This is a genomic window from Natronococcus sp. A-GB7 (assembly GCF_029688865.1).
GTDB lineage: Archaea > Halobacteriota > Halobacteria > Halobacteriales > Natrialbaceae > Natronococcus.
Genome location: NZ_JARUKV010000011.1, coordinates 115997 through 141538 on the forward strand (window position 1 = coordinate 115997; position 25542 = coordinate 141538).

Here is a 25542-nt window from a genome sequence, read left to right on the forward strand (position 1 = left end):
ATCGATACAGTGGTACAGCAGACCGTCTGACTACCTCGCGAGATCTCGCTTCGATCGCCGGATCTTCTCCTGGGTTTCCTTCGTTCCCTCGACCTCTGCGAGTCCCTCCGCGGCCTCGAGGGTTCGGATACCGCTGTCGAGAAAGGAGAGGACGTCGCCGGAGTACGCGTAGACCATGTAGTCGTCGGTCATCACGTCGACGATGGCGTCGGGACCCAGACCCTGGGCGCGGAGCTCGAGCAGGTAGCGGACGAACTTCCGCTCGGGACAGCCACAGTAGGGGTTGTTGTCGCAGCCGCAGTCGAGAAAGTCACTGGAGAAGTCGAGCACCCGCTCCTGGGTCGCCTCGTCGAGCTTCTCGAGGCCCTCGCCCTGGAAGAGGATGTCCAGCGTCGCACCCTTGAACGCCCCCTTCGGGATGTTCGTCTCGAGCTGGGAGGCGAGCTGGCGGTGGTTCTTGACGTAGATCTTGTCGGTGATAGCCACGGCGTTGCTCGAGGTAGGGGCGGTCGGCCAAAAAGCGTCTCGGTTGCGCAGTTTGAAGCGAGCGGAGCGAGCGAGAACTGCGCACGGCGAGCGGGGAGAACTGAGAAGACGAAACCGAACAGAGCGAAGCCGAACCGCAATCGGAAGCGTGGCGGTCGAAAACGCACGACATGGAGTCGCACGCTCCCGTCCTCGAGTCGTAACGTATTTCAGGCCAACCGCGTGTAGGAATAGGTGTAAGCGTGTCCGGGTTGGGGTAGTGGTTATCCTTCAGCCTTGTGGAGGCTGAGACGCGGGTTCGATTCTCGCACCCGGACTTTTTCACGACGAGCAACACGAGGAGCGGAAAAGCCGGAAGGCGAGATCGAACTACGCGAGACGAGCGCAGCGAGTCTCGCAGTCGGGTTCGATTCCCGCAACCCTTCTGAGGACTTCGCGAAGGATCCACAGGTGTCCGCAGTCAAATTCTCTCGCGACGAACCGAGTGAGGAACCGAAGCGTCCGTAGAGAGCCGATTTAGGTCGCCGTCCTCGTGTGGAAGGGACGGAAGGTCCAAACGACTGCTGACTCCTTGCTCTTGTCCGACAGGAAGCGCGGTCCTCTTCTTGTCGATCCGAACACACGGATCGCCACGCCCTCCCCAGCCGATTCGCTCGCTCGCGGGTCGTCCCTCCCCGCCCACTCACTCATCCCTCGTGCGGCTTCGAACTGCAGTTCGCCGCTGGCTCACTGCAGTTCAGCGCACGCCACAGCAACCGTTTCGGGGGAGATTCCAGGGAGAGCAGGCCCGTTTCGAGCTCCGAAAACACCGTTCGTTCCACGACGTTACAGCGGCGCGCCGGCCAGCACGAGCGTCGCCCGCACGTCCCCGCGGTTGTGGATCTGTCGCGACTCCTCGGGGTCGAGGCGAATCCCGTCGCCGCCCTCGAGCGACACCGTCTCCTCGCCGACGCTCACCTCGACGCTGCCCTCGACGACGTAGTACACCTCCTCCTGGCCGGTCTCGGTCTCGTCGTGTTCCTTGCCCTCGACGCCGGGCTCGAGCTCGAGTACCGAGAGTCCGAGCACGTCAGTTTCGAGTGCATCCTTCAGGAACCACATCCCGCCGGCGTCCTCGGGGATGATCGACTCGACGTCGCTTCGCGAGGCGGTGTCGTAGCCCATAGCTGAAGCGTCTCGAGAAGCGATCAAAAGGGTGCCGGCGACTCAGTTCTCGAGGTCCGTCATCCGAGCGACCTCGTCGTCGGACAGCGAGAGCTGTGACGCCGCGAGGTTCGACTGGAGGTGGTCGGGATCGGAGGTACCCGGAATCGGGAGGATCACGTCGGATCGCTCGAGCAGCCACGCCAGCGCGATCTGGCGCCGGGTCGCGTCGTGGTCCTCGGCGATCTCGTCGAGCGTCTCGCCGTGGCTCGCGAGGTCGTCGCCGTTTATCGGCGCCCACGGGATGAACCCAATGTCGTACTCCTCGCAGGCCTCGAGGACGTCGGCCTCGGAACGGTCGCCGACGTTGTACCGGTTCTGGACCGTCGCGACGTCGACGTGCTCGCGGGCTGTCTCGAGCTGGTCGACGGAGACGTTGCTCAGTCCGACCTGCTCGACGAGCCCCTCGTCTTTCAGTTCGGCGAACGCTCGGACGGAGTCCTCGAACGGCGTGTCCGGGTCCGGACGGTGGTACTGGTAGAGGTCGATAGTGTCGGTCCGGAGCCGATCGAGCGAACACAGCACCTGGTTGCGGATGTAGTCGGGGTCGCCGTGGTGGAGCCACTCGCCCTCGCGGTTGCGCAGCAGGCCCGCTTTCGAGGCGACCAGCACGTCGTCGGGATCGTCGAGCGCTTCACCGACGAGTCGTTCGCTGACGCCCGGGCCGTAGGAGTCTGCGGTGTCGATGAAGTCAACCCCCTGCTCGACGGCGGTCCGAACCAGCTCGCGAGCGGCCTCCTCGTCCTCGGGCGGGCCGATGATCTCCTCGCCGCAGAGTCGCATTGCGCCGAACCCGAGTCGGTGGACGGTTTTCGAGCCGATCTCGAACGTGTCGCTTTCGTTCTGGGTCACGGGGTCTACTACCGGAACGGGGTGGTTAACTGTTGGCCGCTCGCTTGCCGACTGAGTCCGGGGCGAACGACCGTTACCCGGTTTCTTCGACGTCGCCGTCGACCTCGGTCCCTCGACCGAGAGTAACCGTTCGGCCGACGACATCGTCGTCGACGTAACCACGGGCACCGACGACGACGTCGCCAATGGCCTCGACGCTATCGTCGACGTACCCGTCCGCGCCGATCGAGATCTCGTCGCTGCCCTCCACGTCGTCATCGAAATACGCGTCGTCGCCGACCTCGATCGTTCCGGTTGCGTCGACGCTGTCCTCGAACGAGACGCCATCGTCAGCCAGCAGCTCCCCGGCCGTCTCGACGCCGCCAACCGTCGACCCGGAGCCGATCGAAACGGTCTCGACGGCGTCGACGTCACCGTCGACTTCGACAGATCCCGCGAGGTCGATCCCACGGGCCGTCTCGAGATCGCCGTCGACGACGGTACCGCGCTCGAGTCTGATCTCGCCGTCGCTCTCGAGGCTGTCGTCGACGTAGCCGTCGACGCCGACCTCCAGGGAACCGCCAGCCCGTATGCGAGTCGGAGTCGCTTGCAGGAAGTCGAGATCGGATTACGAGGCCGTACAGCTCTCGAAACCGGTCAGTCCGAACGAAACGAGAGGGTCGCGAGCGCTACGGGAACCTAGGCATCCAATTCGAAAGGGTTCGCCTCGATTGTATCGGTTGGACAGCGAGCGGGGAACCGCTCGGTCGCGCGTATCGGGAGTGGACAACGCTCCGAACTACAGTTCGGGAAACTCCCGCTGATACGCCGTGCCCTCGAGCCGGTCCTCCCGCAGCGGCCAGAAGGCAAGCAGCGTCGCCGTCTCGCCCTCGAGCGCCCGCGAGGTGTGGGGCACCTCGGGCGGGATCGCCAGCGTGTCGTAAGGCTCGAGTTCGACCCGTTCGCCGTCGACGAGGAAGTCGAGCCGGCCCTCGACGAGCATGTTCATCTGCTCGTAGGGGTGGGTGTGGGGCTCGCCGTCGGGTTTCTCGGGACCGATCTGCGAGAAGCCGATCAGCTGGTCGATCCCCCGAAAGACCACCTGCTGGAAGCCGGGCTCGTCGCGGTAGGGTTCGACGCTCTCGAGGTCGTAGACGGCCGGGATCTCCGATCGATCGTAGTCGCGTGGCATGCGAAGTGGTCTCGTTCCTCCGGAAATAAGCGTATATGTTTCCGGTCGAGACAAAACGGGAATCAGAACTCCTCGGCGGTGTCGATGCTGACCACGACCCCGCGATCGTCGTCCGCAAAGCGCTCGTCGACGTCGACGGCGTCGACAAAGACGAGCCGGGCCTGTTCGGTGTGAGCGGAGGCGACCGCTGTCGCGATCTCGTCGTCGAACTCGAAATCTGCGAGCAGCTCGTCCCAGACGTCCGCCGAAACGCGGTACGCTCGCGTTCCGTCGACGGTAGCGTAGTCGTGCTCTCGCTCGAGCTCGGCGTGGCGGCCGATCAACGTCGAGTGGAGAACGACGAGGGCGTCGGCGATCGCCTCCGCGTCAGCGTCCGAGCGGTCGGTGGTCCGCTCGAGGACGTCGTCGCTAATGGGCGCTTCGTCGGTTTCGAGCGACTGGTCGTCGGACATGGGTACGTCGACGTCCGCAGCTGTCACCAGCTTTGGGCTTGCATCACTCCCAGCGTCTGAGCAGGACCGATCTGCAGGACAGCCCCCGCCCGTTGGAAGTAACACCTACCGTGGACGGGAGCGTAGTCGGTGTCGATGCCCAGTTCCGAGGACGGCCTCGAATGTTCGACCTGTGCTACCGTAGTCGACCGCGAGGACGCGATCCGAACGGAGACGATGGGCGGTCTCGATCCGACGCGGTGGCAGACACTCTGCTGTCCGGACTGTGGAACCCGCCTGAAGACGGTGTTCGTCGGAGGGTAGCCAGCCACGCCACGACCGCGGCTCGAGCCAAAAGCCCACACGCGAGTACCGCCTCGGACCGTCGACGCGACGACTGGTGAGCGTTACACGTCGATCGCACGAAAACGGAAACCGCCAACAGGTGTGAACCGATCGGTCACGTCGACCGTTCCTCGAACAGGGGAACCACACGAGGGCAAAGCTACTTGCATGGGTGTCGCTAACACGACCGTCATGAACGGCGTCCACGATATGGGTGGGATGCACGGATTCGGTCGCGTTCCCGTCGGGGACGACGCCCGGTTTCATGCGGAGTGGGAACGGATCGTCTTTGAGTTGGTTCGAACGGTGCGTCCGCAAGGCGTGTACAACATCGACGAGAGCCGATACGGGATCGAACGAATGCCCCCGGCGGAGTACCTCTCGGCGTCGTACTTCGAGCGGTGGCTGGCCAGTCTCGAGCGCAATCTCGTCGAAAAAGACGTGCTCACTGCGGCGGAGATCGAGGCCGCTTACGAACGTGCTCGCGACCTCGATGAGCCGAGCGACCTCGTCCCCGAACGCGAGGACCCCGAACTCGCCGCCCGGGTCCGGGAGGCGTTCGCGCGATCCGCGTCGTTCGACAGACCGGGTGGGGAACCGTCGTTCGCCGAAGGAGACCGCGTCCGGGTCCGGAACGCTCATCCGGAGGGGCACACGCGCTGTCCGCGGTACGTTCGGCGCACGTCCGGCGTGGTGCGGGAGGTCCACGGCCGACACGTCTTCCCCGACGCGAGGGTCCAGGGAGAGGACTGCGCCGAACCGCTGTACACCGTCGCGTTCGAGGCGACCGAGCTGTGGGGCCCCGACGCCGAGAACCCCGACGACACGGTCCACGTCGACCTCTGGGAACCGTACCTGCGATCCGCCGGGGGTGACGTCGATGAGTGACGGTCACGACCACGACGACGAAACGGCCACGGACCCGCGGCCTCGCGTCCGGGCGATCCAGTCGCTGCTCGTCGAGAAGGGGATCGTCTCGACGGACGCGGTCGACGAGGCCATCTCCGCGTACGAGCGGGACGTCGGCCCACAGAACGGTGCCCGCGTCGTCGCCCGGGCCTGGACCGACCCCGAGTTCGAGCGTCGATTACTCGCCGACACGGAGGCCGCACTCGCCTCGTTCGATTTCGACGTCGGGATGCAACACATCGAGGTGAAAAAGAACACCGACGACGTACACAACGCGGTCGTCTGCACGCTCTGTTCCTGTTACCCGTGGTCGTTGCTCGGTCTGCCGCCGACGTGGTACAAGACGCCGTCGTACCGATCGCGGATGGTCCGGGAGCCGCGGTCCGTCCTCGCCGAGTTCGGTCTCGAGCTCGACGAGGACGTCACCGTCGACGTCTGGGACTCGAGTTCGGAGATCCGGTACATGGTGCTCCCGCAACGTCCCGACGGGACGGCGGGGTACGACGAGGCCGAGCTCGCCGACCTCGTCACTCGAGACGCGATGATCGGCGTCGAGCGACTCGATGCGTCCTCGTCGGCGTCCGCCGAAACGGTGACCGACGGCGGCAGCGACGAGAGCGACGCGCCGTTCGCGGAGCTGCTCGGCCTCGAGACGGAGCCGACGTTCGTCGCTCCGTGGCAGGCACGCGCGTTCGGAGTGACGGTCGCGCTGTACGAGAACGGGTCGGGGTTCGACTGGTCGGCGTTCCAGGAGCGATTGATCGATGAGGTCGAGGCGACGGCCGCCGATGCCGACGGCGTCGACTGCGGGGACGCCGACGCGACCGAACGGACGTACTACGAGCAGTGGCAAGCAGCACTGGAGCGGCTGCTCGTCACCCAGACTGACCTCGACGCGGAAACGGTCGACGCGCGAGCGGCCGAGTTCGCGTCCGGCGAGCGAACCGCCGAGGAGTTCGTCGGCGGTAGCCGCGTGCACTGAGCGGAAGCGAACCGATCGGCCCCTGCTCGCGGCAAAAAGTCTCTCCGGTCTGTAAAACGAAGAAAGCGATCGTCTCGCTTCGGTCACAGATCGGAGACCACTCGATCGTCAGTCGAGCGCACTCGAGCCAGCCGACGGGGCGTCACTCGATCGGGAACCGAAGGAGCGCACCGACGCCATCGAAGGCTTCCTGGAGCTGCTCGGCGCGATCGAGTCCCGTCGGGACGACGACAGTGCTAGCTCCCTCTTCTTCGGCCCGGGCCTCGAGGGTCTGGACCTCCTCCGCGGAGAGTGACTCGGCGAGCAACAGTGTCTCGACGGCGCCGTACTCGAGCGCTTCCTCGACGTCTTCGATCCCGCCCGCCGCATGTTCGTCCTCCTCGTCGAGCGCGTCGAAGAATCGGTCGAGCGCCTCGCGCGCGTCGGTCGCCTCGAGCGCGCCCGCCGCCTCGGCCGCGTCCACGAGCTGACGAAGTCCCGTCTCGGCGGCGTACTCCACGTTGAACGGGCCGAGAACCTCGTCTGCGAGGGCCTCGGGCAGGTGATCGCCGTCGTGGAACCGTTCGGCGGTGACTTCGCTCCCGCCGAGCAACAGCCCTTCGACGTCGTGACTGGCAGGCTCTTCTCCTTCCGGAGGAGAGTCGAGGAAAACTCGTTCGACGGCGTCGCCGACCGAGTCGAAGAACTCCGTTCGGCGCTCTTCGCTCCGCCCCTGGAACCGATCCTCGTCGCGACCCGTGGCGTCTTGCTTGCTCGGAACGTCGCTTTCGATCGATTCGACCTGTTCGATCGTCTCTCCGTCGTAGCGACCGAGCGTCGCGCTCTCGCGAGCGACGATCAACAGCCCGTGAGTCGCCGTGCCGCTCGCGCTGGGCTCCAGGGGCGTCGTATCGAACTCGTTGGCATAGCCGTAGGTTCGATCGCCGACCGGAGCCGGCGGGTCGTCGAAGACGACCTCGACGAGGTCGTCGCCGATAGTGCCGACGTAGACTGCGAGACCGTTCTCGGGCGTTTCGTCGTACTCGTGGAGGATCCGCCGTGTCTCGGCTAGTGCCTGTTTGAGTGGCTTTCGGACCTCTTCGCGGTCGTTCAGGTACTCCGCCTCGGCGTGGTCCTCTTCGACTCGTTGGCGCATTTCATCGATCGATTCCGCCGGCGGAACCGAAACCGAAACGAGCTGCTCACCGTCAGCATCCGCGTTCGAGATCGTTTGGAATCGCTCAGAAAACGTGGTATCGTCGGACATCAAGGGACCACATCGTAGCCGTGGCCGGAGTAAGTATCTTGGCCATGAACGGACTCAGGAGGCCACTAACCCGCGATATCGGCAGCAACAGCCAGTCTCGCTCGGATCGGTTGATGGACGGCTCAGTTTTCGCTCGAGCCGACAGCTGTAGTAACACCTATTCGAGTGAGAAGCACGCGAAACCCAGGCGCCGCCTCCCGGATTGTGAACTACGCCTGAGAACCTGCTCGCGTTACTCGCAGGACCTCAGTCTAGTTCAAATCTGCTCGGATAGATTTCTCTCGCTCACGGATTGTTCGCGAGAGAAATGCCGCCTCCCGGATTTGAACTTCCGAAAGACTTCGCTGCGCTCGTCTTTCGACTTCCTGCTCGCCGTGCTCGCGGGAACGGGGACTGCTCGATCTTCAGTCGAGTGCGGTAGCTTCTCGAGTGAGAATCGCGTAAAATCGGGATGCCGCCTCCCGGATTTGAACCGGAGGAAGACTTTCCTGCTCGCCTCGCTCCGCTCGACTGTGCGGGCTGTGACTTCCAGGATTCAGAATCCGTTCGGCGCCAGTTTCCCCACCCGCTCGCTACGCTCGCGGGTTTGAAACATGCCGCCTCCCGGATTTGAACCGGGGACAGCTCGATCTTCAGTCGAGTGCTCTCCCAGTCTGAGCTAAGGCGGCTTACCCCTATCTCCGCCCATGATATAAAAAAGGATTTCGAATCGTTTCGAGCGAGTCGGTCGACGATTTCGTCTACCTGATTCGACTCGAGAGAAAAGAACGAACAGTAATGGAGAGAATAATACCGAGTATACCATCCGTTTACCACTGTGTATTGGTTTTTCGGATATTCAAGACACCCTTTTCCGCTCCGGCGGGTAACTGTGTGTTATGGAAGCGCTTGGCTCGGATCGGGACGCCCAAGAACTGTCAGCAGACACGATTCTCGAGTTGCTGGCAAACCGTCGGCGACGGTACCTCCTGTACGCGCTCCGGGGTCGAGAGGGACCGATCGAGCTCTCGAAGGTCGCCGAGCAGGTCGCCGGCTGGGAACACGACGTTCCGCCCGACGAGGTCGCGAAAAACGAGTACAAGAGCGTGTACGTCTCCTCGGTACAGTGCCACGTGCCGAAGCTCGCAGACGCGGGCGTCGTCGACCACGACGAGGAGAACCACACCGTCGTCCTCTCGGACAACTTCGAACAGCTCGAGCCATACCTCCGGGTCGTCGTCAAGGACGAACCCGAGGATTCGACGCTCTACGCGGCGCTCGACGCCGACACCGGCGAGGGAATCCTTGGCCAGATCCGGGAGAACGTCGCCCGGCTCAAGCACTGACTTCCCGATCCTATGTCCGCGCTACTCCGGCTAATCCTTGGCTACGAGCGCCGGAGATCTCGTTCCGATCCCGCAGTCTGACTGTTTTCCTCGTTTCGGATCCGGAGTCCCCCACTCGTGTTTCGAGAATAGGGGAGTCGGTTTCGACGCTCTCTCGGCAGCCAGCGGCGTTCGAGTCGCCGGCTCGAGGCGAGTCGGGATCCGATGTGGACGACCGCCTACTGCGGAAACGAGTCCACCGGGGCGGCTCCTCGAGCCACAGGACGTGGACTCGAGCACGTTCAGCTACGTCGTTGTCTGCTTCGCTCGGTGTCGTCTCCGTCGAACCGCCACTGGCGGTGGACTTCTACCGCTCGCGCACTCGTTAGTGGAAAAACGTGAACTCGAGCAGGTTCGAACTACGCCAAGACGTGCTCGCTTCGCTGCGCGCGTCTTGTCTAATTCGAACCGCCCTCACGTCACGGTCCTGCTGCTCGCGGAGTTGATCGCAGCAGGAAGTGGGCTCGGGCGGGTTCGAACCACCGACCTCGGCCTTGTAAAGGCCGCGTCATAACCAGCTAGACCACGAGCCCGCACCCGAACTCAGTGGCCCCGTCCGAATAACCTTTACTTTCTCGAGTCGGAGCAGAGGGCATGGCTCTCGAGCGGGTTTGGAAGGGGCTGCTCGTCGTCGCGGCGCTCGGCGTCGTCGCGCTGACGCTCGTCCAGCTCGGCGTGGTGGGAGCCCCCTGGAGCGACGACCGAACCGAGGTTCGGGTCCTCGGTTCGGACGGCGAGCCGAAGGCGACGATCGACGCCGAGATCGCGGACACGCCGGGCGAGCGCTACACCGGCCTGAGCGATCACGACTCGCTCGAGGACGGCGAGGGGATGCTGTTCGTCCACGGGAGCGAGGACGAACGAACCTACGTAATGCGGAATATGGACTTCGGCATCGATATCGTCTTCGTCGGCACCGATCGCGAGATCACGACGATCCACAACGCCCCCGAGCCCGGCCCCGACGAGGATGGCGCGGACCAGGAGTACACCGGCGATGCACGGTGGGTCCTCGAGGTTCCGATCGGTTACGCCGACGAGAACGGGATCGAACCCGGTGACGAGGTCGAGATCGGCTCCGACGACTGAGCGACGTGTTTCGATTCGTAGGGAACGCTTATTGGCGGCGGTCACGGAGACGAAGGCAATGAGTAGCGTCGACTGGGAGAAAGACGACCCCTTCGAGGAACAACGGGAGCAGGTCGAGAGCCCGATGCGCCGGTTGATCTTCGATTTCGGTCGTCCCTACTGGTTCTCCGTGACGATCGGTCTCGTCTCGAGCGTCCTCGCCCGGGCGCTGGATCTGCTGCCCGCCCTGATGCTGGCGGTCGCGATCGACGCGATCTTCAACGACGCCGTCTTCTCCGAGCAGGTTCCGCTGTCGGTGCTCCCGGATACGTGGCTCCCGACGACGCCCGAGGAGCAGTTCTGGTTCGTCGTCGTCGTCATCGCGGGCTCGTTCGCGCTGGGGGCGCTGTTTCACTGGCTGCGAAACTGGGGGTTCAACGCCTTCTCCCAGCACGTCCAACACGACGTCCGGACCGCGACCTACGACAAGATGCAGCGCCTGGACATGGAGTTCTTCGCGAACAAGCAGACTGGCGAGATGATGTCCGTACTGAGCAACGACGTCAACCAGCTCGAGCGGTTTCTCAACGAGGGGATGAACTCGGCGACCCGGCTGATCGTGATGGTCGTCGGAATCACGTTCCTGCTGTTCTGGCTCAACCCGCAGCTGGCGCTGGTATCGCTGACCCCAGTTCCGTTGATCGCGATCTTCACCTATGTGTTCGTCAAGAAGATCCAGCCGAAGTACGCCGCGGTGCGATCGTCGGTCGGCAAGGTCAACTCTCGGCTCGAGAACAACCTCGGCGGGATCGGGGTCATCAAGTCCTCGAACACCGAGGCGTTCGAGTCCGACCGCGTCGAGGATGTCTCGGAGAAGTACTACGACACGAACTGGGAGGCGATCGACCTGCGGATCAAGTTCTTCCCCAGCCTGCAGCTGATCTCGGGGATCGGCTTCGTCCTCACCTTCCTCATCGGCGGCTACTGGGTCTTCACCGGAACTGGGCCCGGACCGCTTACGGGAACGCTCCAAACCGGGACCTTCGTCGCCTTCATCCTCTACACCCAGCAGCTCGTCTGGCCGATGGCGCAGTTCGGCCAGGTGATCAACATGTATCAGCGCGCGGAGGCCTCGAGCGAGCGCATCTTCGGGCTGATGGACGAGGAGGGACGCATCGAGCGCGACGAGGACGCCGACGAACTCGAGGTACGAGAGGGCAGCGTCGAGTACGACGACGTCGTCTTCGGCTACGACGACAGCGAGCGCATCATCGACGAGATCAGCATCGACGCCGAGGGTGGCGAGACCGTCGCGCTGGTCGGGCCGACGGGGGCTGGGAAGTCGACCGTGCTCAAACTGCTGCTCCGGTTGTACGACGTCGACGACGGCGCGATCCGGATCGACGATCAGGACATCAGGAACGTCTCCCTGGCGAGTCTGCGCCGATCGATGGGGTACGTCGGCCAGGACTCGTTCCTGTTTTACGGCAGCGTCGAGGAGAACATCACCTACGGCACCTTCGAGGCCGACCGCGAGGAGATCGTTACGGCCGCGAAGGCCGCCGAGGCCCACGAGTTCATTCAGAACCTCCCCGACGGCTACGACACGATGGTCGGCGAACGGGGCGTCAAGCTCTCGGGTGGCCAGCGCCAGCGGGTCGCCATCGCTCGCTCGATCCTGAAGGATCCGGAGATCCTGATCCTCGACGAGGCGACCAGCGACGTCGACACCGAGACCGAGATGCTCATCCAGCGCTCGCTCGACGAACTGACGGAAGAGCGGACCACGTTCGCCATCGCCCACCGCCTCTCGACGATCAAGGACGCCGACCAGATCGTCGTCCTGGAGGGCGGCGAGATCGCCGAGCGGGGCACTCACGAGGAACTGCTCGCGAGTGACGGTCTGTACGCACACCTCTGGGGCGTGCAGGCCGGCGAGATCGACGAACTACCGCAAGAATTCATCGAGCGGGCCCAGCGTCGGCAGGCCCGCACCGAGGTCGACGTCGACGCGGACGACGACTAGAACGACTCCTGCTCGCTCTGGCCGTCCTGATCCGGACCGCCCTCGTCCTGGCGCTGCTCGCCCGCTGCCGGAGGCGTTCGGTCGCTGTAGTTCTTCCGTCCGATCGCGTCGTCGCCGACCATGTTCATGATCGCCTGCTCGACCTCGTCATAGGAGCCGTACTCGTCCTCGTTGAGCGGCTCGAGCAGTTCCTCGAGGGTCGCGGACTCCTCGCCCATGTCGACTTCCTCGTCACCGTACTCCTCGAGGAGTTCGTCCTGTTCGATCGGGTAGTCGAGGCTCTGGATATCTTCCTCGACGTCACTCAGGTCGACTCCGAGTTCGCGGCTATCGTCGGTCATACTCGAACAGTACCGCCACGCGCTGCAAACAAGTTAACCCTGCGTACGCCACGGCAGTTTGCCGGTCGTCATCGCGCTCGAGACCGGCTCCGCGCTTCCGTCACCGGGAGTTTCATGGCCATACGCTCGGTTCGGTTCGGTATGCATCTCTCGGAGGCGACGTGGACGGAGGTACGGGAGCTCGAGACCGATCTCGCGGTCGTTCCCGTCGGCAGCACCGAGCAGCACGGCCCGCACGCCCCGCTCGGAACCGACGTGCTGACCGCCGAAGCGGTAGCCGACGCAGCGCTCGAACGGACCGATCGCGAGGTCGTCCGGGCGCCCGCGATTCCCGTGGGGATCGCCGAGGAACACCGGCAGTTTCCCGGAACGATGTGGGTTTCCGAGGACACCTTTCGAAGCTACGTCCGAGAGTCGGTCGCGAGTCTCGCACACCACGGCTTCGATCGCGTCGTCCTCGTGAACGGACACGGCGGAAACATCGACGCGCTCCGGGAGGTCGGCGGTCGGCTGACGCGAAGCGGCGAGGCCTACACCGTTCCGTTCACCTGGTTCGAGGCCGTCGGCGACCACTCGAGCGACATGGGTCACGGCGGTCCCCTCGAGACGGCCCTGGTTCGCCACCTCGACCCGGATCTCGTCCACGAGGACCGACTCGAGGACGCTCGCGACGGTGGCGCCGACGGCTGGGGGGAGTGGACCAGCTACGCGAACCTGGCGTACGATTCGGCGGAGTTCACCGACAACGGCGTCGTCGGTGATCCGACCGACGGCGACGAGCGGCGTGGCGAGGAACTGCTCGAACTAGCCGCCGACGCCTTAGATCGGCTCCTCGAGGCCGTCGCCGAGCGTGACGTCTCGCGACCCGAGCGTCGGTAGAGAACGACGAGTGGCGGCGACGATCACTCCTCGGTCTCGTCTTCGTCGTCGTCCGCAGTCGTCTCGTCGGCATCGTCCCCACTGCCCTCGTCGTCCGCCTCGTCGCTCGCCTCGCTCTCGTCGTCGGCCTCCGCGTCGGACTCGGTTTCGGCCTCCTGGAGCGCGCCGCGAAGCGCCGGGATCGTCGAGGCGAGGTCCCCGACCTGCTCGCCGGCCGCGGAGACGTCGGCGATCGTCTCCTCGAGATCCTCGATCTCGGCCTCGAGGTCGTCGGCGTCCTCGAAGGCGTCGGCGCGCTGGCCCATCGTGTACCACTTCTTTGCGTCCCGAAGATGAGCCTCGGCGTCGCCGGCGTCGAGTGCGGATTTGAGCCCGTTGAGCACGCCCAACGCGTTGTCGGCGTCGGTCTCCCAGACCTCGTCGGCCGCCGGCAGCTCGCTCCAGGCCTGCTCGAGCGAGGACTCGACGTCCTCGCGCATCTCGCTGGCCGCTTCGCCGAACAGTTCCTCGTCGTCACCGAGCGTCGCTTGACTCATATCGTCCACTTCACCGGCGCCGCGTTTAAAAGGTAGCCCGAAAGTGAAAGTGAAAACGGGGGCTGGTGGGTCGGTACCGGCGAAACGGCGGCCGAATTTCGAAAGGAAGGTCCTCCGAACGCGGCGGGATCAGGTGGTGTCGCGAACCGACTCGAGTTTCATCAGCGGATACCCGTCCTCCATCGCCATCCGGGTGACAACCTCCTGGCCCTCGCAGTCGACGACGATCTCGACCTCGAGGAATCGGCCCGTCAGCTCCGTGTAGTCGGCGGTCGATTCGGCGAGTTCGGCCGTCAGTTCCTCGCGCTGGACCTCGACGGTCACGTCCGCACAGTGGGGCTGGTTCTCGATCGACTCCTCGATAGCCGTCTCGAGACTGGCTGCGCTCTCGGGGGACACCGGCGTCCCGGCGAACTGGTGGTACAGCGATCCGAACTTGATGCCGGCCTCGAAACACGCGGCCTCAGCGTTCGTCGGGGTCGAATCTGCCATACGAGATGGGACGGGCGCGGGCGAGAAGGGGGTTGCGGTAGCGCCGTGGGGCGAGCGACGGGTGCGAACCGCACGTTACTTATCGACGCTTTCCCTCACACCGAACGAATGGCACAGTCGGTCCTGCTGACGGGGGCTGCGGGGCGAGTCGGACAGGCAGTCCTGGGCGACCTCGCCGACGAGCACGAGTGGCGGCTGATGGATCGCGACCCGCCGACGGACGACCATCCAGGCGAGTTCGTCGTCGGCGACATCACCGACGAGGAGACGGTTCGCGAGGCGATGGAGGGAATCGACGTCGTGATCCACCTCGCGGGCGATCCGCGCCCGGAGGCGCCGTGGGACAGTGTCCTGACGAACAACATCGACGGTACCCAGACCGTGTTCGAGGCCGCGGCGAACGCGGGCGTCGAGAAGGTCGCGTTCGCCTCGTCGAACCACGCCGTCGGGGCGTACGAAACCGAGGCCCGCACGCCCGAAATGTACCAACCCCACGACGACTACCTGCTCGACGGCACCGAGTTGCCGCGGCCGGGTAACCTCTACGGCGTCTCGAAGGCCGCCGGCGAGTCCCTCGGCCGGTACTACCACGACGAGTACGGGCTCTCGGTCGTCTGTGTTCGGATCGGAAACCTCACCGAGGGCCACCCGCCGATCGACTACGAACGCGGCCAGGCGATGTGGCTCTCCTACCGCGACTGTGCACACCTGTTCGATCGCTGTATCCGGGCCGAGTACGACTACGAGATCGTCTACGGCATCTCCGATAACGACCGCAAGTACTACTCGATCGATCGCGCCCGCGACGTTCTGGGCTACGAACCGCGGGACAACTCCGCATACCACGACGACGATCCGTCCGCGTAGCTACTCGAACAGTCCGTCGACGTCCGCCTCTCGAGCCTGCCGCCGCTCGGCGTGTTGGGACAATCGCCGGTAGACGAGTCCGCGGTGGTCGTCCTCGCGCACGAAGTCGAACAGCAGCGAAATAAATCGGCTGTCGTCGTCGCCCGCCTTCAGGTCCCGTCGTGCGTACGTCCGGGCGCGATCGACGGGTTCCGGATCGAAGCCGAGTTCTTCGGCGAGGACGGCCGCGGCGAGCGCCGTCGTATCGAGATCCAGATCGGCCAGCCCCGGCGTTCGTCCCTCGTGTTCGATCGGCGGCGGCGACCGACGCTCGAGGACCGACGGGTCGCCCGCGAGCGCCTCCAGCGTACGCCGGATCGGCTCGAGCCGAACGTCCCGGTAGTCGGCCGGCAGCCCCGACAGGTACTCGAGGGCGCTCTCGGCAAGCCCGGTCGCTCCCTCCCAGTTGCGGTTACGAGCGTGGTAGACGGCTGCGGTGTACTGGATCAACCCGTGGAGCAGCAACTCGTCGTCGGTTCCGGCCTCGAGTTCGAGCCAGTGCTCTTCCCAGGCGTCGTGTGCCGCGTGATAGTAGCCACTGTTGTAGATCGCGACGCCGGCCCGGAGCCGATTGCGCATACACAGCGTTGGCTCTCGAGCGGTGTCAACGTCACGAAAGCGGTGAGTTGCCGGATACGTTCCGCCTCCGGCGGGGCGGGCAGACAACTGTGACAAGCGGAGATCGGGACGTGCAGCGGTCGCCCCAACCGGTTACTGCCGCCACCGGTTATGGCGGTACTCGAATCGAACGTTAGTGGAGGTATTTATTATGCAGTTGCTTCTGCCCCGATCTGACGGCGGTAACGATGCTAATGGATACCTAACGACCGATAACAGGAAACTATACCCGCGCTACCGGCCCTCCTCGAACCCGTCCTCCCAGCGGAAACTGCCGTTTCGCTGGACGATCTCGCCGTCGATCTCGAGACGAGAGTCCTCGGAGACGTCGGCGATCAGATCGACGTGGACGGCCGAGTCGTTACCCGACTCGCCGTCGGGAAGACAGGCGTCGTAGGCCCGGCCGACGGCGAGGTGAACTGTCTCGCCCATCTTCTCGTCGAAGAGGATGTTGTCCGTGTAGCGGTCGATTCCGCGGTTCATTCCGACGCCGAGTTCGCCAAGTCGCCGAGCACCGTCGTCGGTCTCGAGGACAGCCTCGATAACCGACGCACCTTGCTCGGCGTCGTGGTCGATGACTTCCCCGTCGGCGAACTCGAGACGAACGTTTCTGACCGGTTCCCCACGGATCGTCATCGGAACGTCGAAGGTGACCTCGCCCTCGGTGCCGTACGGCGCCGTAAAGACCTCGCCGCTGGGAAGGTTGTGGGAGTCGTAGGCGACGGAGGCCGCACTGTTGACGGCGGTTCGGCCGTCGATCCGCATCGTGAGGTCGGTCCCTGGCGAGACCAGCCGGACCTCCGATCCCTCGTCGAGCAACTCCTTGAGTCGCTCCATCTCCTCGGCAAGCGATTCCCAGTCCCGGAGGATCGCGTTGTAGGCGAATTCGCGGTACGCCTCGTAACTCATGTTGGCCTGCTGGGCGAGCGACCGGGTCGGATGCACGGTCGACACCCAGCGCGTGTCGTATCGCGCCTCGCGAACCGCCGTCCGCGCGCTGCGGTAGGCCTGGCGAGTCTCGCCGGGGACGTCCGCCGTCGCGCTCGTGTTCCGTCCGCCGCCCAGCGAGAGGTAGACGTCGGTCTCCTCGAGCAGCGCCCGCTCGTGGGTCGGCGCCTCGAACTCGTCGTCGTGAGCCTGGAGATACGCGCGCGTGATCTCGCCGGAGTCGTACGTCGCGAGTAGGTTCGCACCGCGTTCGCCCAGCTCTTCGGCGACCGCGACCGCCAGTTCGTGGGCGTCCGGGCCGACCGAGAGCACGACGTCGTCGCCGGCCTCGACGCGGGCACTCCACTCGACCAGCACCGCGGCATGTTCGCGGGTGCGTTCGTCCATACCCCGAGGCTGGATCGCGGGCTACTAAATCCCCCCGTTCCGGGCGATCAGGCTACGTGTGACTCTTCGGCGTCGTGGGGCTCCCGTGAGCGAACGAGCGCGACGACGGCGTAGACGATGGGCGTGTCCAGCACTGCGATCGCGAGTTTGAGCAGGTACTGACCGAGCGCAAGCGCAGCCAACACCTCGAGGGGAAGCACCTCGCCGACGCCGAGTACGGCGGGTGCGATCGCGAAGGCGATCGAGACGAAGATGACGGTGTCGATGGCCTGGCTGGTCCCCGTCGACGCGAGGTTTCGGAGCCAGAGCTTCTCGCGTCCCGTCCGATCCCGAATCCGGTGGAAGAGCCAGACGTCCCAGTTCTGGCTGACGAGGTAGGCGAGCAGGCTGCCGAGTACGACGTTGGTCGAGGCGCCGAGTGCCGTCGCGAACGCGTCGGGGTCGACGCTCGTCTCGGCTGCCGGCGCCGCGATGGTCGACCAGACCAGCGCCAGCACGACGAAGTTGAGCGCGAACGCGACGTTGACGACGATCTGGGCCGCGCGGCGTCCGTACAGTTCGGTGTAGCAGTCGCTCGCGAGAAAGGTGAGCGCGTAGGCGAGGGCCGCACCGGGGAGTACGAGTTCCGCACCCGTCACGGGAACGGCGACGGGAAGATCGAACGCGAGCACCTTCGATGCCGTCAGCTGAGCGGTAACGAGTGCCGCAACGAACAGTCCAATCAGCGAAACCTGCGCGATCGACGGCGCTCCACGACGGTCGTCCATGCGTCACATCTCTCGAGTCGGAACGCTAAACGGTACCGTCTCGTCATCCGCGTTCCCCGGTTCGATGTCCACTAGAGCGGAACCTACTCAGAATACCAAATATATTCGGTACCGTTCGATTTACGCAAACAGTCTCGAGTTTCGAACCATCTGCAACGGCGATAAAACATTGCTAAGTGACTGTTTCGAAGTCCAAGGTACTGTATTCGGGTGCTTTGATGGGTGTGTGGCATGTTTTGTCGGGAGAGTGGATGTAACGGAAACGATCGGTGTATCGACCGATTACGGAGCGTATAGCTACCATCACGCCAGTTGCAAACGGCCTAGTGCATCACCAACCGCTGCAACGGACGTAATACGTGATTGATAACAAATAGAGTGTCTCTGGTAGGGGTTGATAGGTAACCTATGGACGATTTGACCGGCTTCCAGCGTGATCTCCTGTACGTCATCGCAGGGGCGGACCAGCCATCCGGCCAGGACATCAAAGAAGAGATCGAGACCTACTACAGTAGCGACATCAACCACGGGCGATTGTATCCGAACCTCGATACCCTCGTCAACAAGGAACTCGTCGAGAAGGGAGAACTCGATCGCCGAACGAACTACTACGCGATCAGCGACGAGGGCCACGAAGCGATCGAGAACCGGCGCGATTGGGAATCACAGTACGTCGACACGTAGTCGATCGGCTCCGACCGTTCCGAAGGGAGTCCACAGAGGAATCGCTCTCTTGTTCGACGACCGGCCTCGAGGCAACCGACGGATACGGAGTAGCCGCGACCGAACGGTTGCAGCGGCAAGTACAGTCCGCGTCAGCGTTCGTACCCTCAGCGTTCCCGATAAGCGACTCTACTGGCCTCGAGGAAGTGACGGTCGGAATCGTTTTTACACCGGAGGGGCGGCGACGGTCTCGAGTTCACGACCCTCGAAACGCCGTCATCGATGCCGGCACGACCGTCGAGGTGCTCGGCACCGAGACCGGCGAGGCCGAAACCGTCAGCAACGACCTCGAGCCGGGCCGGCGGCTACGCGACCGAACGGGCGTTCGAGGAGAGACGAGTACGACGCGCTGATCGTCCCCACGGGACGGTCGGCGCCGACACCCTTCCGATGGACGACGACGCACTCGAGTTGCTCGAGGACGGCTCTCGACGGACGAACTCCTCGCCGTGGTCTGTCACGGTCTCTGGGTGCTCGTCGAAGCTGACGTCGTCAACGGAGTACGTCGACGCCCTCCCATAGCCTCGAGACCGAGAGTACCAGACGAGACTAGTCGCCGTCGGTGTCGCTACAGTCGTACTCTCCGCTTCCGATCACGGTGGAGCTACCGCCGTCGATCGAAGCTGTGACGCTGACCGTCCCGCCGGAACCTAACGCTTCGTCGTCGTCGTCGTCCCCGCAGTGGAGAGTAACGGTTTCGCCCGCGCCGTCTATCTCGTTCGCGGCACCCTCGTCGATATCACCCACGATTTCCCACTCGTCCGCGTTTCCCTCGGAGACGATAGAAACGATCATCGTGCCCTCGTCCGCGTCGAAATCGAACGACGCCGCGCCCGTCGCTTCCAGCGAGTCCTCCATACCGTCGCCCATCTCCATGACGAACCCCGCGATCACGGCCGAGAGGACGACCGTCACCGCGACCATGAGCACGACCCCGATAACCGGCGAGACCGCTCGTTCGTCTTCGCTACCACGTTCGTTCCGTGCAGATGCGTTCGAGTCCATAGCTGTATCCCGCGCCGACAGCCACGGCGCGACTGGACACGGTGAGACGTCCCCACCCCGTCGATCGCACCGTCGGCGGGCGAACGCGGTCTCGGGGACACGTACTGCCGTTATCGTTTATATAATTCAGCGGTGGTGGCGACGCCGACGGCGAACGAAGCGAGCCGTCGTCCGATTCGAACCGCCAGGAATTATTTCGCGAGCCTCGAGCGGTGCTCGGCTCGCTCCATGGGCCCTGACGGGGAACATCCAAAATGTACTGGGAGGTCAGCTAGCTGTTATTGGAAGAAAGAAGCGCTCAAACCCCTACTCAGCTGATCGCTGAGATTTCTACCAATCAGTGTATCTCTTCGAAAAGTCGTGATGAATACACAGCCCATACCTTGCACGAGGTGTCCTTCTGATTCAGCCATATCAGACTGGTTAATTATAATGAAAGGTGTAGCGAAGATTCAAACAGCCCGTTACAGTGGGATTCCACTATGCTGGCTCGGTATCCTGTTGCAGATTCTTACGCCGCCTCTCAAATTCTTCATCGGATATCTCTCCCCGTGCATATACTCGCCGAAGTTCCTCCAACGCCTCGTCTGTTTGCTCAGTAGTCTCCGTACCAAGTGACTGGTAGACAAGGTATCCGATTCCAATCACGATGAGTAAAGGGATAGCCATCATCAGAACCATCGCCAACCACCCACCGGAACTGTCCCACATCCAGCCACTCATATGCGACCAGCCGAACGCGCCCATCATTGGCATCATTACTATCATCATTACCAGTGGGATAGCTAGGAGACCAAGCAGTACCAGCAGTATCGTTCGCGTTAAACCTTCTGTTTGAGTCATACCGTATTCACCTCATGTATCGGCTTCTCCAGCCTCGTAACCTGCCCCTTCAACAGCAGCCACGAGTTCATCGACACTTGCCGATCCCTCGATGCTCGCTGCCTCCGTTGTTCGGTCAACGTCGACAGCCGTTACACCGGAAACGGCGGTTAGTGCTTCTTGGACACTCTCTTCACAGCCTTCACAGCTCATTCCGGACACTGTAATTCGTTGGCTCATACACGTTATTCTACGTGCTACCCATTTATCCCCATTTTTGTTAAAATTCTACAGTGGGGAGGTGCCAAATGTTGCGAGAATTAGCCTGTGATTTGAATACTCGATGGCGGCTATACCAGCATATAAGAGACAAACGAGATCTCGACCAGACCGACTTAGAGCTCATCCGGTTGCTGGCTGAAGATGCTCGTCGTCCATACAACGAGCTTGCGGAGGCGGTGAATCTCTCCCCACCTGCCGTGTCTGATCGAATCGACCGACTGCAAGAACAGGGCGTCATTAGGCAATTCACTATCGATATCGACCGACTCAAACTGCAGCAACGAACCCCGATCATGATCGAGTTCGATGTACATCCAAACGAGTCCGAGGAACTCTATCAGCGTCTGTGTTCACTCGCTGGTGTCGAACACGCGTTCAAACAATACGACGGCACGATCGTCGTCTATGGAAACGCCCCGAAGGGCAATCCAATCGAGTGGCTTCAGGAGGAGATAGAGTTAGAACACGTAGCGGATATCGACTTCGAGATGATCGACAAGTACGAGTGGACACAACAACTCGACAAAGCAGAGTTCTCGTTACCGTGCCAAGTGTGTGACAACACTGTGAAAAGTGACGGGATCACCGCTACAATCGGCGAACGAACCCTCGCATTCTGCTGCCCCTCTTGCAAAAGTACATACGAGCGAGAATTTGAAGAGTTTCAGTCCAATTCCGGTTGACTCGGGGGTTTCGATTCGAAGATTTACCCTATGCGAATCTTTGCTTTATTACTGAAAATGGACATAGCACAGTAGCCCGTATATACAGATGAGGTGAACCCCAATGCCAGGAACCCCACAGGAACGGACTGATCTCTCATTAACGGGGATGTCGTGTGCAACCTGTGCATCAACAATCGAAGAGAGTCTCGAGAGCGTCGATGGCGTCGACGACGTCTCGGTCAATTTCGCAACCGAACGTGCGGACGTCAGCCACGACTCGAGTGTCTCACAGGAGCAACTCATCCAAGCTGTCGAGGATGTCGGATACGGAGTCCGTGACGAGCTATTAGACGACGAACTGGAGGATGAGGAAGAACTCCAAACGATCAAGCGGATGGCAATCCGGGCGTGGATTGTCACCTCACCGATTGTCCTTCTGATGGTGTTCATGTGGACACCACTCGATCTCTTATCAGGCTTCCAGATCGATGTTCTGCTGCTCATCTTCGCCACGCCAGTTGTCTTTTATTACGGCAGAACGACCCACGCGTCTGCGATCAGAGCCATCAAAAACGGCACGTTCAACATGGACTCGTTGATCGCGCTGGGCACCGTCGCGGCGTGGGCAACCGGAGTGATGGTGTTCGCTACGCCAGTGGAGAACTACGCGGGCGTCGGTGCGATGATCATGGCGTCCCACCTCGTCGGCACGTACCTCGAAGACCGAGCCAAAGGTCGAGCAAGTGCCGCGATCGAGGGACTGGTCTCGATGCAGGCGGAAACCGCCCGCGTCGAGCGAGATGGGGAGGAAGTCGAAGTTCCTATCGAGGATGTTGAAGTCGGCGACGTGATGGTTGTCAGACCGGGTGAGAAAGTCCCAGTTGACGGCGTCGTCGTGGACGGACGCAGTAGTGTCGACGAATCGATGGTCACGGGAGAATCCGATCCCGTGAGCAAGGAAGAAGGGGATGATGTCATTGGTGCGACGGTCAACGGCGCTGGTCTCCTCAAGGCCGAAGCACAGAAAGTCGGCGACGAAACGTTCCTCTCGCAGGTCGTCGAGTTGGTTGAGGAAGCACAGGGAACGAAAGTGCCGATTCAGGCGCTAACTGACCGCGTTACCAACGTGTTTGTGCCGGCAGTGCTGACGGTTGCCGCGCTGTCGTTCGTCCTTTGGATCGTGATTCCGGGTGCGATGGAAACGGTGGCGAGCGTTGGAGCGTGGCTGCCATGGGTCGATCTGGCGCTTGAACCGCTGACGCTCGCCATCTTCGCCTCGGTTGCCGTACTGGTGATCGCCTGTCCGTGCGCGCTCGGACTGGCGACCCCGACGGCACTGATGGCTGGAACCGGCAAGGCCGCCGAGAACGGCGTGCTGTTCCGCGACGGCGAGGCGATCCAGACGATGAAGGATATCGATACGGTCGTTCTCGACAAGACCGGGACGATCACTGAAGGGAATCACTCGGTGACTGATGTTGTTGTCGGTGACGATACCAGCGTTCGTGCAGACGGGGGAATGTTAGACGGTGAACAACGGGATGCGGAACGTGAAGTCCTGCGGCTCGCAGCGTCGGCCGAGCGCGGGAGCGAACACCCGATCGGACAGGCTATGATCGAGTACGCTGAAACGCAGGGGATAGAACTCGCAGCGTTGAGTGACTTCGGCAGCGTTCCCGGTAAAGGGATCGAAGCAGTCATCGACGGTCGGACAGTCTACGTGGGGAACGTGAAGTTCTTCGACGAAGTTGGGATCGAGCTTCCGCAGTTCTACGAGTCCAAGTTAAACGAACTCGAAGAGGAAGGAAAGACGACGGTTTTGGTCGGCATCGAAGACGAGATTGTCGGGGTGGTGAGCACTGCTGACACGATCAAGGACGATTCCTACGAGGCGATCGAAACGTTGCACGACCGCGGCATCGAGACGTGGATGATTACGGGAGACAACGAGCGGACGGCCCGAGCGATTGCTGCCAAAGTAAATATCGACCCTGCTCGGGTTATGGCAGGGGTGCTTCCGCAGGACAAGATCGACAAAGTCCGCCAATTGCAAGATGAGGGGAAGGAAGTAGCGATGATCGGTGACGGAATCAACGATGCACCAGCCCTAAAACAAGCAAATGTTGGTGTTGCCATCGGTACCGGGACAGATATTGCCATTCAATCGAGTGACGTGAGCCTCGTCCGCGGTTCGCTTGGTGCGCTCGTGGACGCGTTCACCCTCTCGGAGCACATCTTCTCGAAAATCAAGCAAAATCTGTTCTGGGCGTTCATCTACAACACGCTCGCGATTCCGATCGCGTTCTTCGGGTTGTTGCACCCAGTCATTGCGGTCGTGGCGATGTTCACCTCGAGCCTCTCGGTGATCACAAACTCTGCCCGACTCAGCAAAATCGAACTGTAGGAGACCGTACTCATCTCTTACAGTTAGAACACGTATTTGACAAACACAATGGGAATACACTCGTTGAACCCACACTGGAGAAGAACCCGTGGAATATCACGATTCGTTGAGTCAGAACTGATAACAATAGGCATGATGGAATCGCATTCAGGTAATACGAACAGATGATCGGAGCAGTACTGGAAATAGTCGGAGAAGGGCTCTATCTCGCCGTCGATTTCCTCTGGCAGGCGCTGTGGGCCTTGTTGTTGGGATTCATGATTTCAGGCGCGATTCAAGCATTCGTCTCCAAGGAGGGGATGGTCAATTATATGGGTGAAGCCAGCCCGAAATCCGTTCTCTATGCGATGGGCTTCGGTACTGCCTCAACGTCCTGCTCGTTCGGGGACATCGCTGCGACGAAAACGCTGTTCAAGAAGGGCGCACACATCATCCCGACGGTCGCCTTCAAGATCGCATCGACGAATTTCGTTATCGGGCTTACGTTCGTCATCTGGGCGCTGTTGGGTTGGGAGTTTGCGGTTGCACAGGCGGTCGGAGCACCGATCTTCATTCTGGTTGCCATCGCACTTGTGCATTTCTGGATACCGTACGATGAGACACAACGGGCTAGAGAACGCCTCCTCAAGGAGGAACAGCCGGTCGTCACGGACCCGGTCTGCAAAATGCGTCTCAACCGTGAAAACGGGATTCCCGTCGAACACAAAAACGAGACAGTGTATTTTTGCTCGGACGGGTGTAAGCGGCTCTTCGAGCAGAACCCAGACACTCATACGACATCTTGGCAGGAGAAGGTCACGTCGTTGAACGGGTGGGTTGAAGCCGCAAATCAGACAAAAAAGGATCTCAAAATGCTCTGGAAGGAGCTGGCAATTGGGTTCCTGTTGGCGGGACTTATCGCCGCCGCTGTTCCCCAGACCATCTGGACGCTTCTGTTCGAGGGCGGCGGTGCTGGCGTGACACAGGTTGCTTATAATAGCGTACTCGGCCCGCTCATCTCGGTGGCGACGTTCGTCGGTTCGATGGGGAACGTTCCACTTGCTGCCGTGTTGTGGGAATCGGGTTTCGCATTTGCGGGCGTCATCGCGTTCCTGTACGCCGATTTGATCGTCCCGCAGTTGATCCGGATCTATCGGAAGATTTGGGGGAAGAAAATTGGGACGCGTATTTCGATCATCCTCTTCGTGTCGATGGCGACGACCGGATTCATCGTGTATTACCTGTTCGCGGCGGTCGGTCTCATCCCAGATACTGCATTAGAACCAACGGGCGAGGGCGTGACGATTCTTGGGTTCGAGCCTATAACAATTCTGAACGTGTTGTTTCTGATGATTGGTGTCGGGTTCATCGCTTTGCTCATAAGAGGGAGAAAAGGTGCTCCCGGCGATCGCGCCGTAGAGGATCCGGTCACCGGAACCGACATTACGGTTAAGAAAGCGGACTACTGTACGGTACACGACGAATCTATCTACTACTTCGAAAGCGACGATTCACGGGCACAGTTCCGGGAGTCACCAGAATCGTATCTGTGATTGATTTGCCTTGCAACGGGCCCTCTTTTGAGCGCGCAAAAAGTCCCTACGGTCGGTCTCGCCCGGTTATTCGTCCTCAACGGGTGTTTTCTGAATCCATGCTCTGGATGTTGCACGCTGTTTTTGCCAGTAGACGTATATATTCAATTTCA

At 62.0% G+C, this 25542-nt stretch carries 30 protein-coding genes and 3 tRNA genes; 15 read left to right on the top strand and 18 right to left on the bottom strand.

The window, feature by feature from the left end; all coding sequences use genetic code 11:
- Positions 1-30: 30 nt before the first annotated feature.
- Entirely contained in the window at positions 31-486 is a 456-nt protein-coding gene (locus tag QA609_RS11965; protein ID WP_278302839.1) for a DUF5814 domain-containing protein, read from the bottom strand.
- Between the two features lie 245 nt (positions 487-731).
- On the opposite strand from QA609_RS11965, the gene QA609_RS11970 reads away from it, so the two are divergent.
- Positions 732-803 (top strand) — tRNA-His (locus QA609_RS11970).
- Between the two features lie 508 nt (positions 804-1311).
- Here QA609_RS11970 and QA609_RS11975 read toward each other — a convergent pair.
- The 5 genes from QA609_RS11975 to QA609_RS11995 form a co-directional block, all read right to left on the bottom strand.
- Positions 1312-1650 carry a cupin domain-containing protein gene (locus QA609_RS11975; protein WP_278302840.1) on the bottom strand — a complete coding sequence of 113 codons (339 nt, stop codon included), beginning with the start codon at positions 1648-1650 and terminating at the stop codon, positions 1312-1314.
- Between the two features lie 42 nt (positions 1651-1692).
- Positions 1693-2541: an aldo/keto reductase gene (locus QA609_RS11980; protein ID WP_278302841.1), complete on the bottom strand. Its 849-nt coding sequence runs from the start codon at positions 2539-2541 to the stop codon at positions 1693-1695.
- Between the two features lie 73 nt (positions 2542-2614).
- Positions 2615-2791: a hypothetical protein gene (locus tag QA609_RS11985; RefSeq protein WP_278302842.1), complete on the bottom strand. Its 177-nt coding sequence runs from the start codon at positions 2789-2791 to the stop codon at positions 2615-2617.
- Positions 2792-3319: 528 nt separating this feature from the next.
- Complete coding sequence (locus QA609_RS11990) at positions 3320-3712, bottom strand: cupin domain-containing protein (protein ID WP_278302844.1); 393 nt, start codon at positions 3710-3712, stop codon at positions 3320-3322.
- A gap of 62 nt (positions 3713-3774) precedes the next feature.
- Positions 3775-4164, bottom strand: coding sequence for a hypothetical protein (locus QA609_RS11995; RefSeq protein WP_278302845.1), 390 nt, complete (start codon positions 4162-4164; stop codon positions 3775-3777).
- A gap of 135 nt (positions 4165-4299) precedes the next feature.
- On the opposite strand from QA609_RS11995, the gene QA609_RS12000 reads away from it, so the two are divergent.
- From QA609_RS12000 to nthA, 3 genes are all read left to right on the top strand, one after another.
- A complete protein-coding gene (locus tag QA609_RS12000) occupies positions 4300-4467 on the top strand; it encodes a hypothetical protein (protein WP_278302846.1) in 168 nt (55 codons plus the stop codon).
- Between the two features lie 189 nt (positions 4468-4656).
- Entirely contained in the window at positions 4657-5376 is a 720-nt protein-coding gene (gene nthB / locus QA609_RS12005; RefSeq protein WP_278302847.1) for a nitrile hydratase subunit beta, read from the top strand.
- Positions 5369-6379, top strand: a complete 1011-nt coding sequence (gene nthA / locus QA609_RS12010) for a nitrile hydratase subunit alpha (protein ID WP_278302848.1) — start codon at positions 5369-5371, stop codon at positions 6377-6379. Before nthB ends, nthA begins: the two co-directional genes overlap by 8 nt.
- 142 nt (positions 6380-6521) lie before the next feature.
- On the opposite strand, the gene QA609_RS12015 is transcribed toward nthA, so the two are convergent.
- Entirely contained in the window at positions 6522-7625 is a 1104-nt protein-coding gene (locus QA609_RS12015) for a Vms1/Ankzf1 family peptidyl-tRNA hydrolase (protein WP_278302849.1), read from the bottom strand.
- Positions 7626-8219: 594 nt separating this feature from the next.
- Positions 8220-8293: transfer RNA gene (locus QA609_RS12020), tRNA-Phe, on the bottom strand.
- A 210-nt stretch (positions 8294-8503) separates the two neighbouring features.
- Here QA609_RS12020 and QA609_RS12025 point away from each other — a divergent pair.
- Positions 8504-8950, top strand: coding sequence for a hypothetical protein (locus QA609_RS12025; protein ID WP_278302850.1), 447 nt, complete (start codon positions 8504-8506; stop codon positions 8948-8950).
- 498 nt (positions 8951-9448) lie between these two features.
- Here QA609_RS12025 and QA609_RS12030 read toward each other — a convergent pair.
- Positions 9449-9522: transfer RNA gene (locus QA609_RS12030), tRNA-Val, on the bottom strand.
- Between the two features lie 61 nt (positions 9523-9583).
- Between QA609_RS12030 and QA609_RS12035 the strand changes: the two genes are divergently transcribed.
- Both QA609_RS12035 and QA609_RS12040 read left to right on the top strand, forming a co-directional pair.
- A complete protein-coding gene (locus QA609_RS12035) occupies positions 9584-10078 on the top strand; it encodes a DUF192 domain-containing protein (protein ID WP_278302851.1) in 495 nt (164 codons plus the stop codon).
- 58 nt (positions 10079-10136) lie between these two features.
- Positions 10137-12083, top strand: a complete 1947-nt coding sequence (locus QA609_RS12040; RefSeq protein ID WP_278302852.1) for an ABC transporter ATP-binding protein — start codon at positions 10137-10139, stop codon at positions 12081-12083.
- Here the strand turns inward: QA609_RS12040 and QA609_RS12045 are convergent.
- On the bottom strand, positions 12080-12424 hold the full coding sequence (locus QA609_RS12045; RefSeq protein ID WP_278302853.1) for a hypothetical protein: 345 nt from the start codon (positions 12422-12424) through the stop codon (positions 12080-12082). The two genes, QA609_RS12040 and QA609_RS12045, sit on opposite strands and share 4 nt — an antisense overlap.
- Before the next feature lie 141 nt (positions 12425-12565).
- Here QA609_RS12045 and QA609_RS12050 point away from each other — a divergent pair, with 141 nt between their 5' ends.
- Complete coding sequence (locus QA609_RS12050; protein WP_278302854.1) at positions 12566-13303, top strand: creatininase family protein; 738 nt, start codon at positions 12566-12568, stop codon at positions 13301-13303.
- A 23-nt stretch (positions 13304-13326) separates the two neighbouring features.
- Here QA609_RS12050 and QA609_RS12055 read toward each other — a convergent pair whose 3' ends face one another.
- A complete protein-coding gene (locus QA609_RS12055; protein WP_278302855.1) occupies positions 13327-13839 on the bottom strand; it encodes a DUF5790 family protein in 513 nt (170 codons plus the stop codon).
- Between the two features lie 129 nt (positions 13840-13968).
- Positions 13969-14331, bottom strand: a complete 363-nt coding sequence (locus tag QA609_RS12060) for a dihydroneopterin aldolase family protein (RefSeq protein ID WP_278302856.1) — start codon at positions 14329-14331, stop codon at positions 13969-13971.
- A gap of 108 nt (positions 14332-14439) precedes the next feature.
- Between QA609_RS12060 and azf the strand changes: the two genes are divergently transcribed.
- A complete protein-coding gene (azf, locus tag QA609_RS12065; protein WP_278302857.1) occupies positions 14440-15198 on the top strand; it encodes an NAD-dependent glucose-6-phosphate dehydrogenase Azf in 759 nt (252 codons plus the stop codon).
- Here azf and QA609_RS12070 read toward each other — a convergent pair whose 3' ends face one another.
- From QA609_RS12070 to QA609_RS12080, 3 genes are all read right to left on the bottom strand, one after another.
- Positions 15199-15816, bottom strand: a complete 618-nt coding sequence (locus QA609_RS12070) for a DUF309 domain-containing protein (protein ID WP_278302858.1) — start codon at positions 15814-15816, stop codon at positions 15199-15201.
- Between the two features lie 273 nt (positions 15817-16089).
- A complete protein-coding gene (locus tag QA609_RS12075) occupies positions 16090-17190 on the bottom strand; it encodes an aminopeptidase (protein WP_278302859.1) in 1101 nt (366 codons plus the stop codon).
- Between the two features lie 47 nt (positions 17191-17237).
- Positions 17238-17957, bottom strand: a complete 720-nt coding sequence (locus tag QA609_RS12080; protein WP_278302860.1) for a queuosine precursor transporter — start codon at positions 17955-17957, stop codon at positions 17238-17240.
- Positions 17958-18365: 408 nt separating this feature from the next.
- Between QA609_RS12080 and QA609_RS12085 the strand changes: the two genes are divergently transcribed.
- From QA609_RS12085 to QA609_RS12095, 3 genes are all read left to right on the top strand, one after another.
- Positions 18366-18641: a PadR family transcriptional regulator gene (locus tag QA609_RS12085; protein WP_005554427.1), complete on the top strand. Its 276-nt coding sequence runs from the start codon at positions 18366-18368 to the stop codon at positions 18639-18641.
- Between the two features lie 185 nt (positions 18642-18826).
- The gene (locus tag QA609_RS12090; protein ID WP_278302861.1) at positions 18827-19033 is read left to right on the top strand and encodes a hypothetical protein; all 207 of its coding nucleotides are present in this window, start codon (positions 18827-18829) and stop codon (positions 19031-19033) included.
- A gap of 37 nt (positions 19034-19070) precedes the next feature.
- Complete coding sequence (locus tag QA609_RS12095) at positions 19071-19202, top strand: hypothetical protein (protein WP_278302862.1); 132 nt, start codon at positions 19071-19073, stop codon at positions 19200-19202.
- A gap of 27 nt (positions 19203-19229) precedes the next feature.
- Here the strand turns inward: QA609_RS12095 and QA609_RS12100 are convergent, their stop codons facing one another.
- The 3 genes from QA609_RS12100 to QA609_RS12110 all read right to left on the bottom strand — a co-directional run bounded on the left by QA609_RS12100 (position 19230) and on the right by QA609_RS12110 (position 20747).
- A complete protein-coding gene (locus QA609_RS12100; protein WP_278302864.1) occupies positions 19230-19685 on the bottom strand; it encodes a type IV pilin in 456 nt (151 codons plus the stop codon).
- Positions 19686-20165: 480 nt separating this feature from the next.
- On the bottom strand, positions 20166-20528 hold the full coding sequence (locus QA609_RS12105) for an SHOCT domain-containing protein (protein WP_278302865.1): 363 nt from the start codon (positions 20526-20528) through the stop codon (positions 20166-20168).
- Positions 20529-20540: 12 nt separating this feature from the next.
- On the bottom strand, positions 20541-20747 hold the full coding sequence (locus QA609_RS12110) for a cation transporter (RefSeq protein WP_278302866.1): 207 nt from the start codon (positions 20745-20747) through the stop codon (positions 20541-20543).
- 68 nt (positions 20748-20815) lie between these two features.
- On the opposite strand from QA609_RS12110, the gene QA609_RS12115 reads away from it, so the two are divergent.
- The 3 genes from QA609_RS12115 (at position 20816) to QA609_RS12125 (ending at position 25390) form a co-directional block, all read left to right on the top strand.
- Positions 20816-21472, top strand: coding sequence for an AsnC family transcriptional regulator (locus QA609_RS12115; RefSeq protein ID WP_278302867.1), 657 nt, complete (start codon positions 20816-20818; stop codon positions 21470-21472).
- A 103-nt stretch (positions 21473-21575) separates the two neighbouring features.
- Positions 21576-23858: a heavy metal translocating P-type ATPase gene (locus QA609_RS12120; protein WP_278302868.1), complete on the top strand. Its 2283-nt coding sequence runs from the start codon at positions 21576-21578 to the stop codon at positions 23856-23858.
- Between the two features lie 164 nt (positions 23859-24022).
- The gene (locus QA609_RS12125) at positions 24023-25390 is read left to right on the top strand and encodes a permease (RefSeq protein WP_278302869.1); all 1368 of its coding nucleotides are present in this window, start codon (positions 24023-24025) and stop codon (positions 25388-25390) included.
- Positions 25391-25542: the final 152 nt, after the last annotated feature.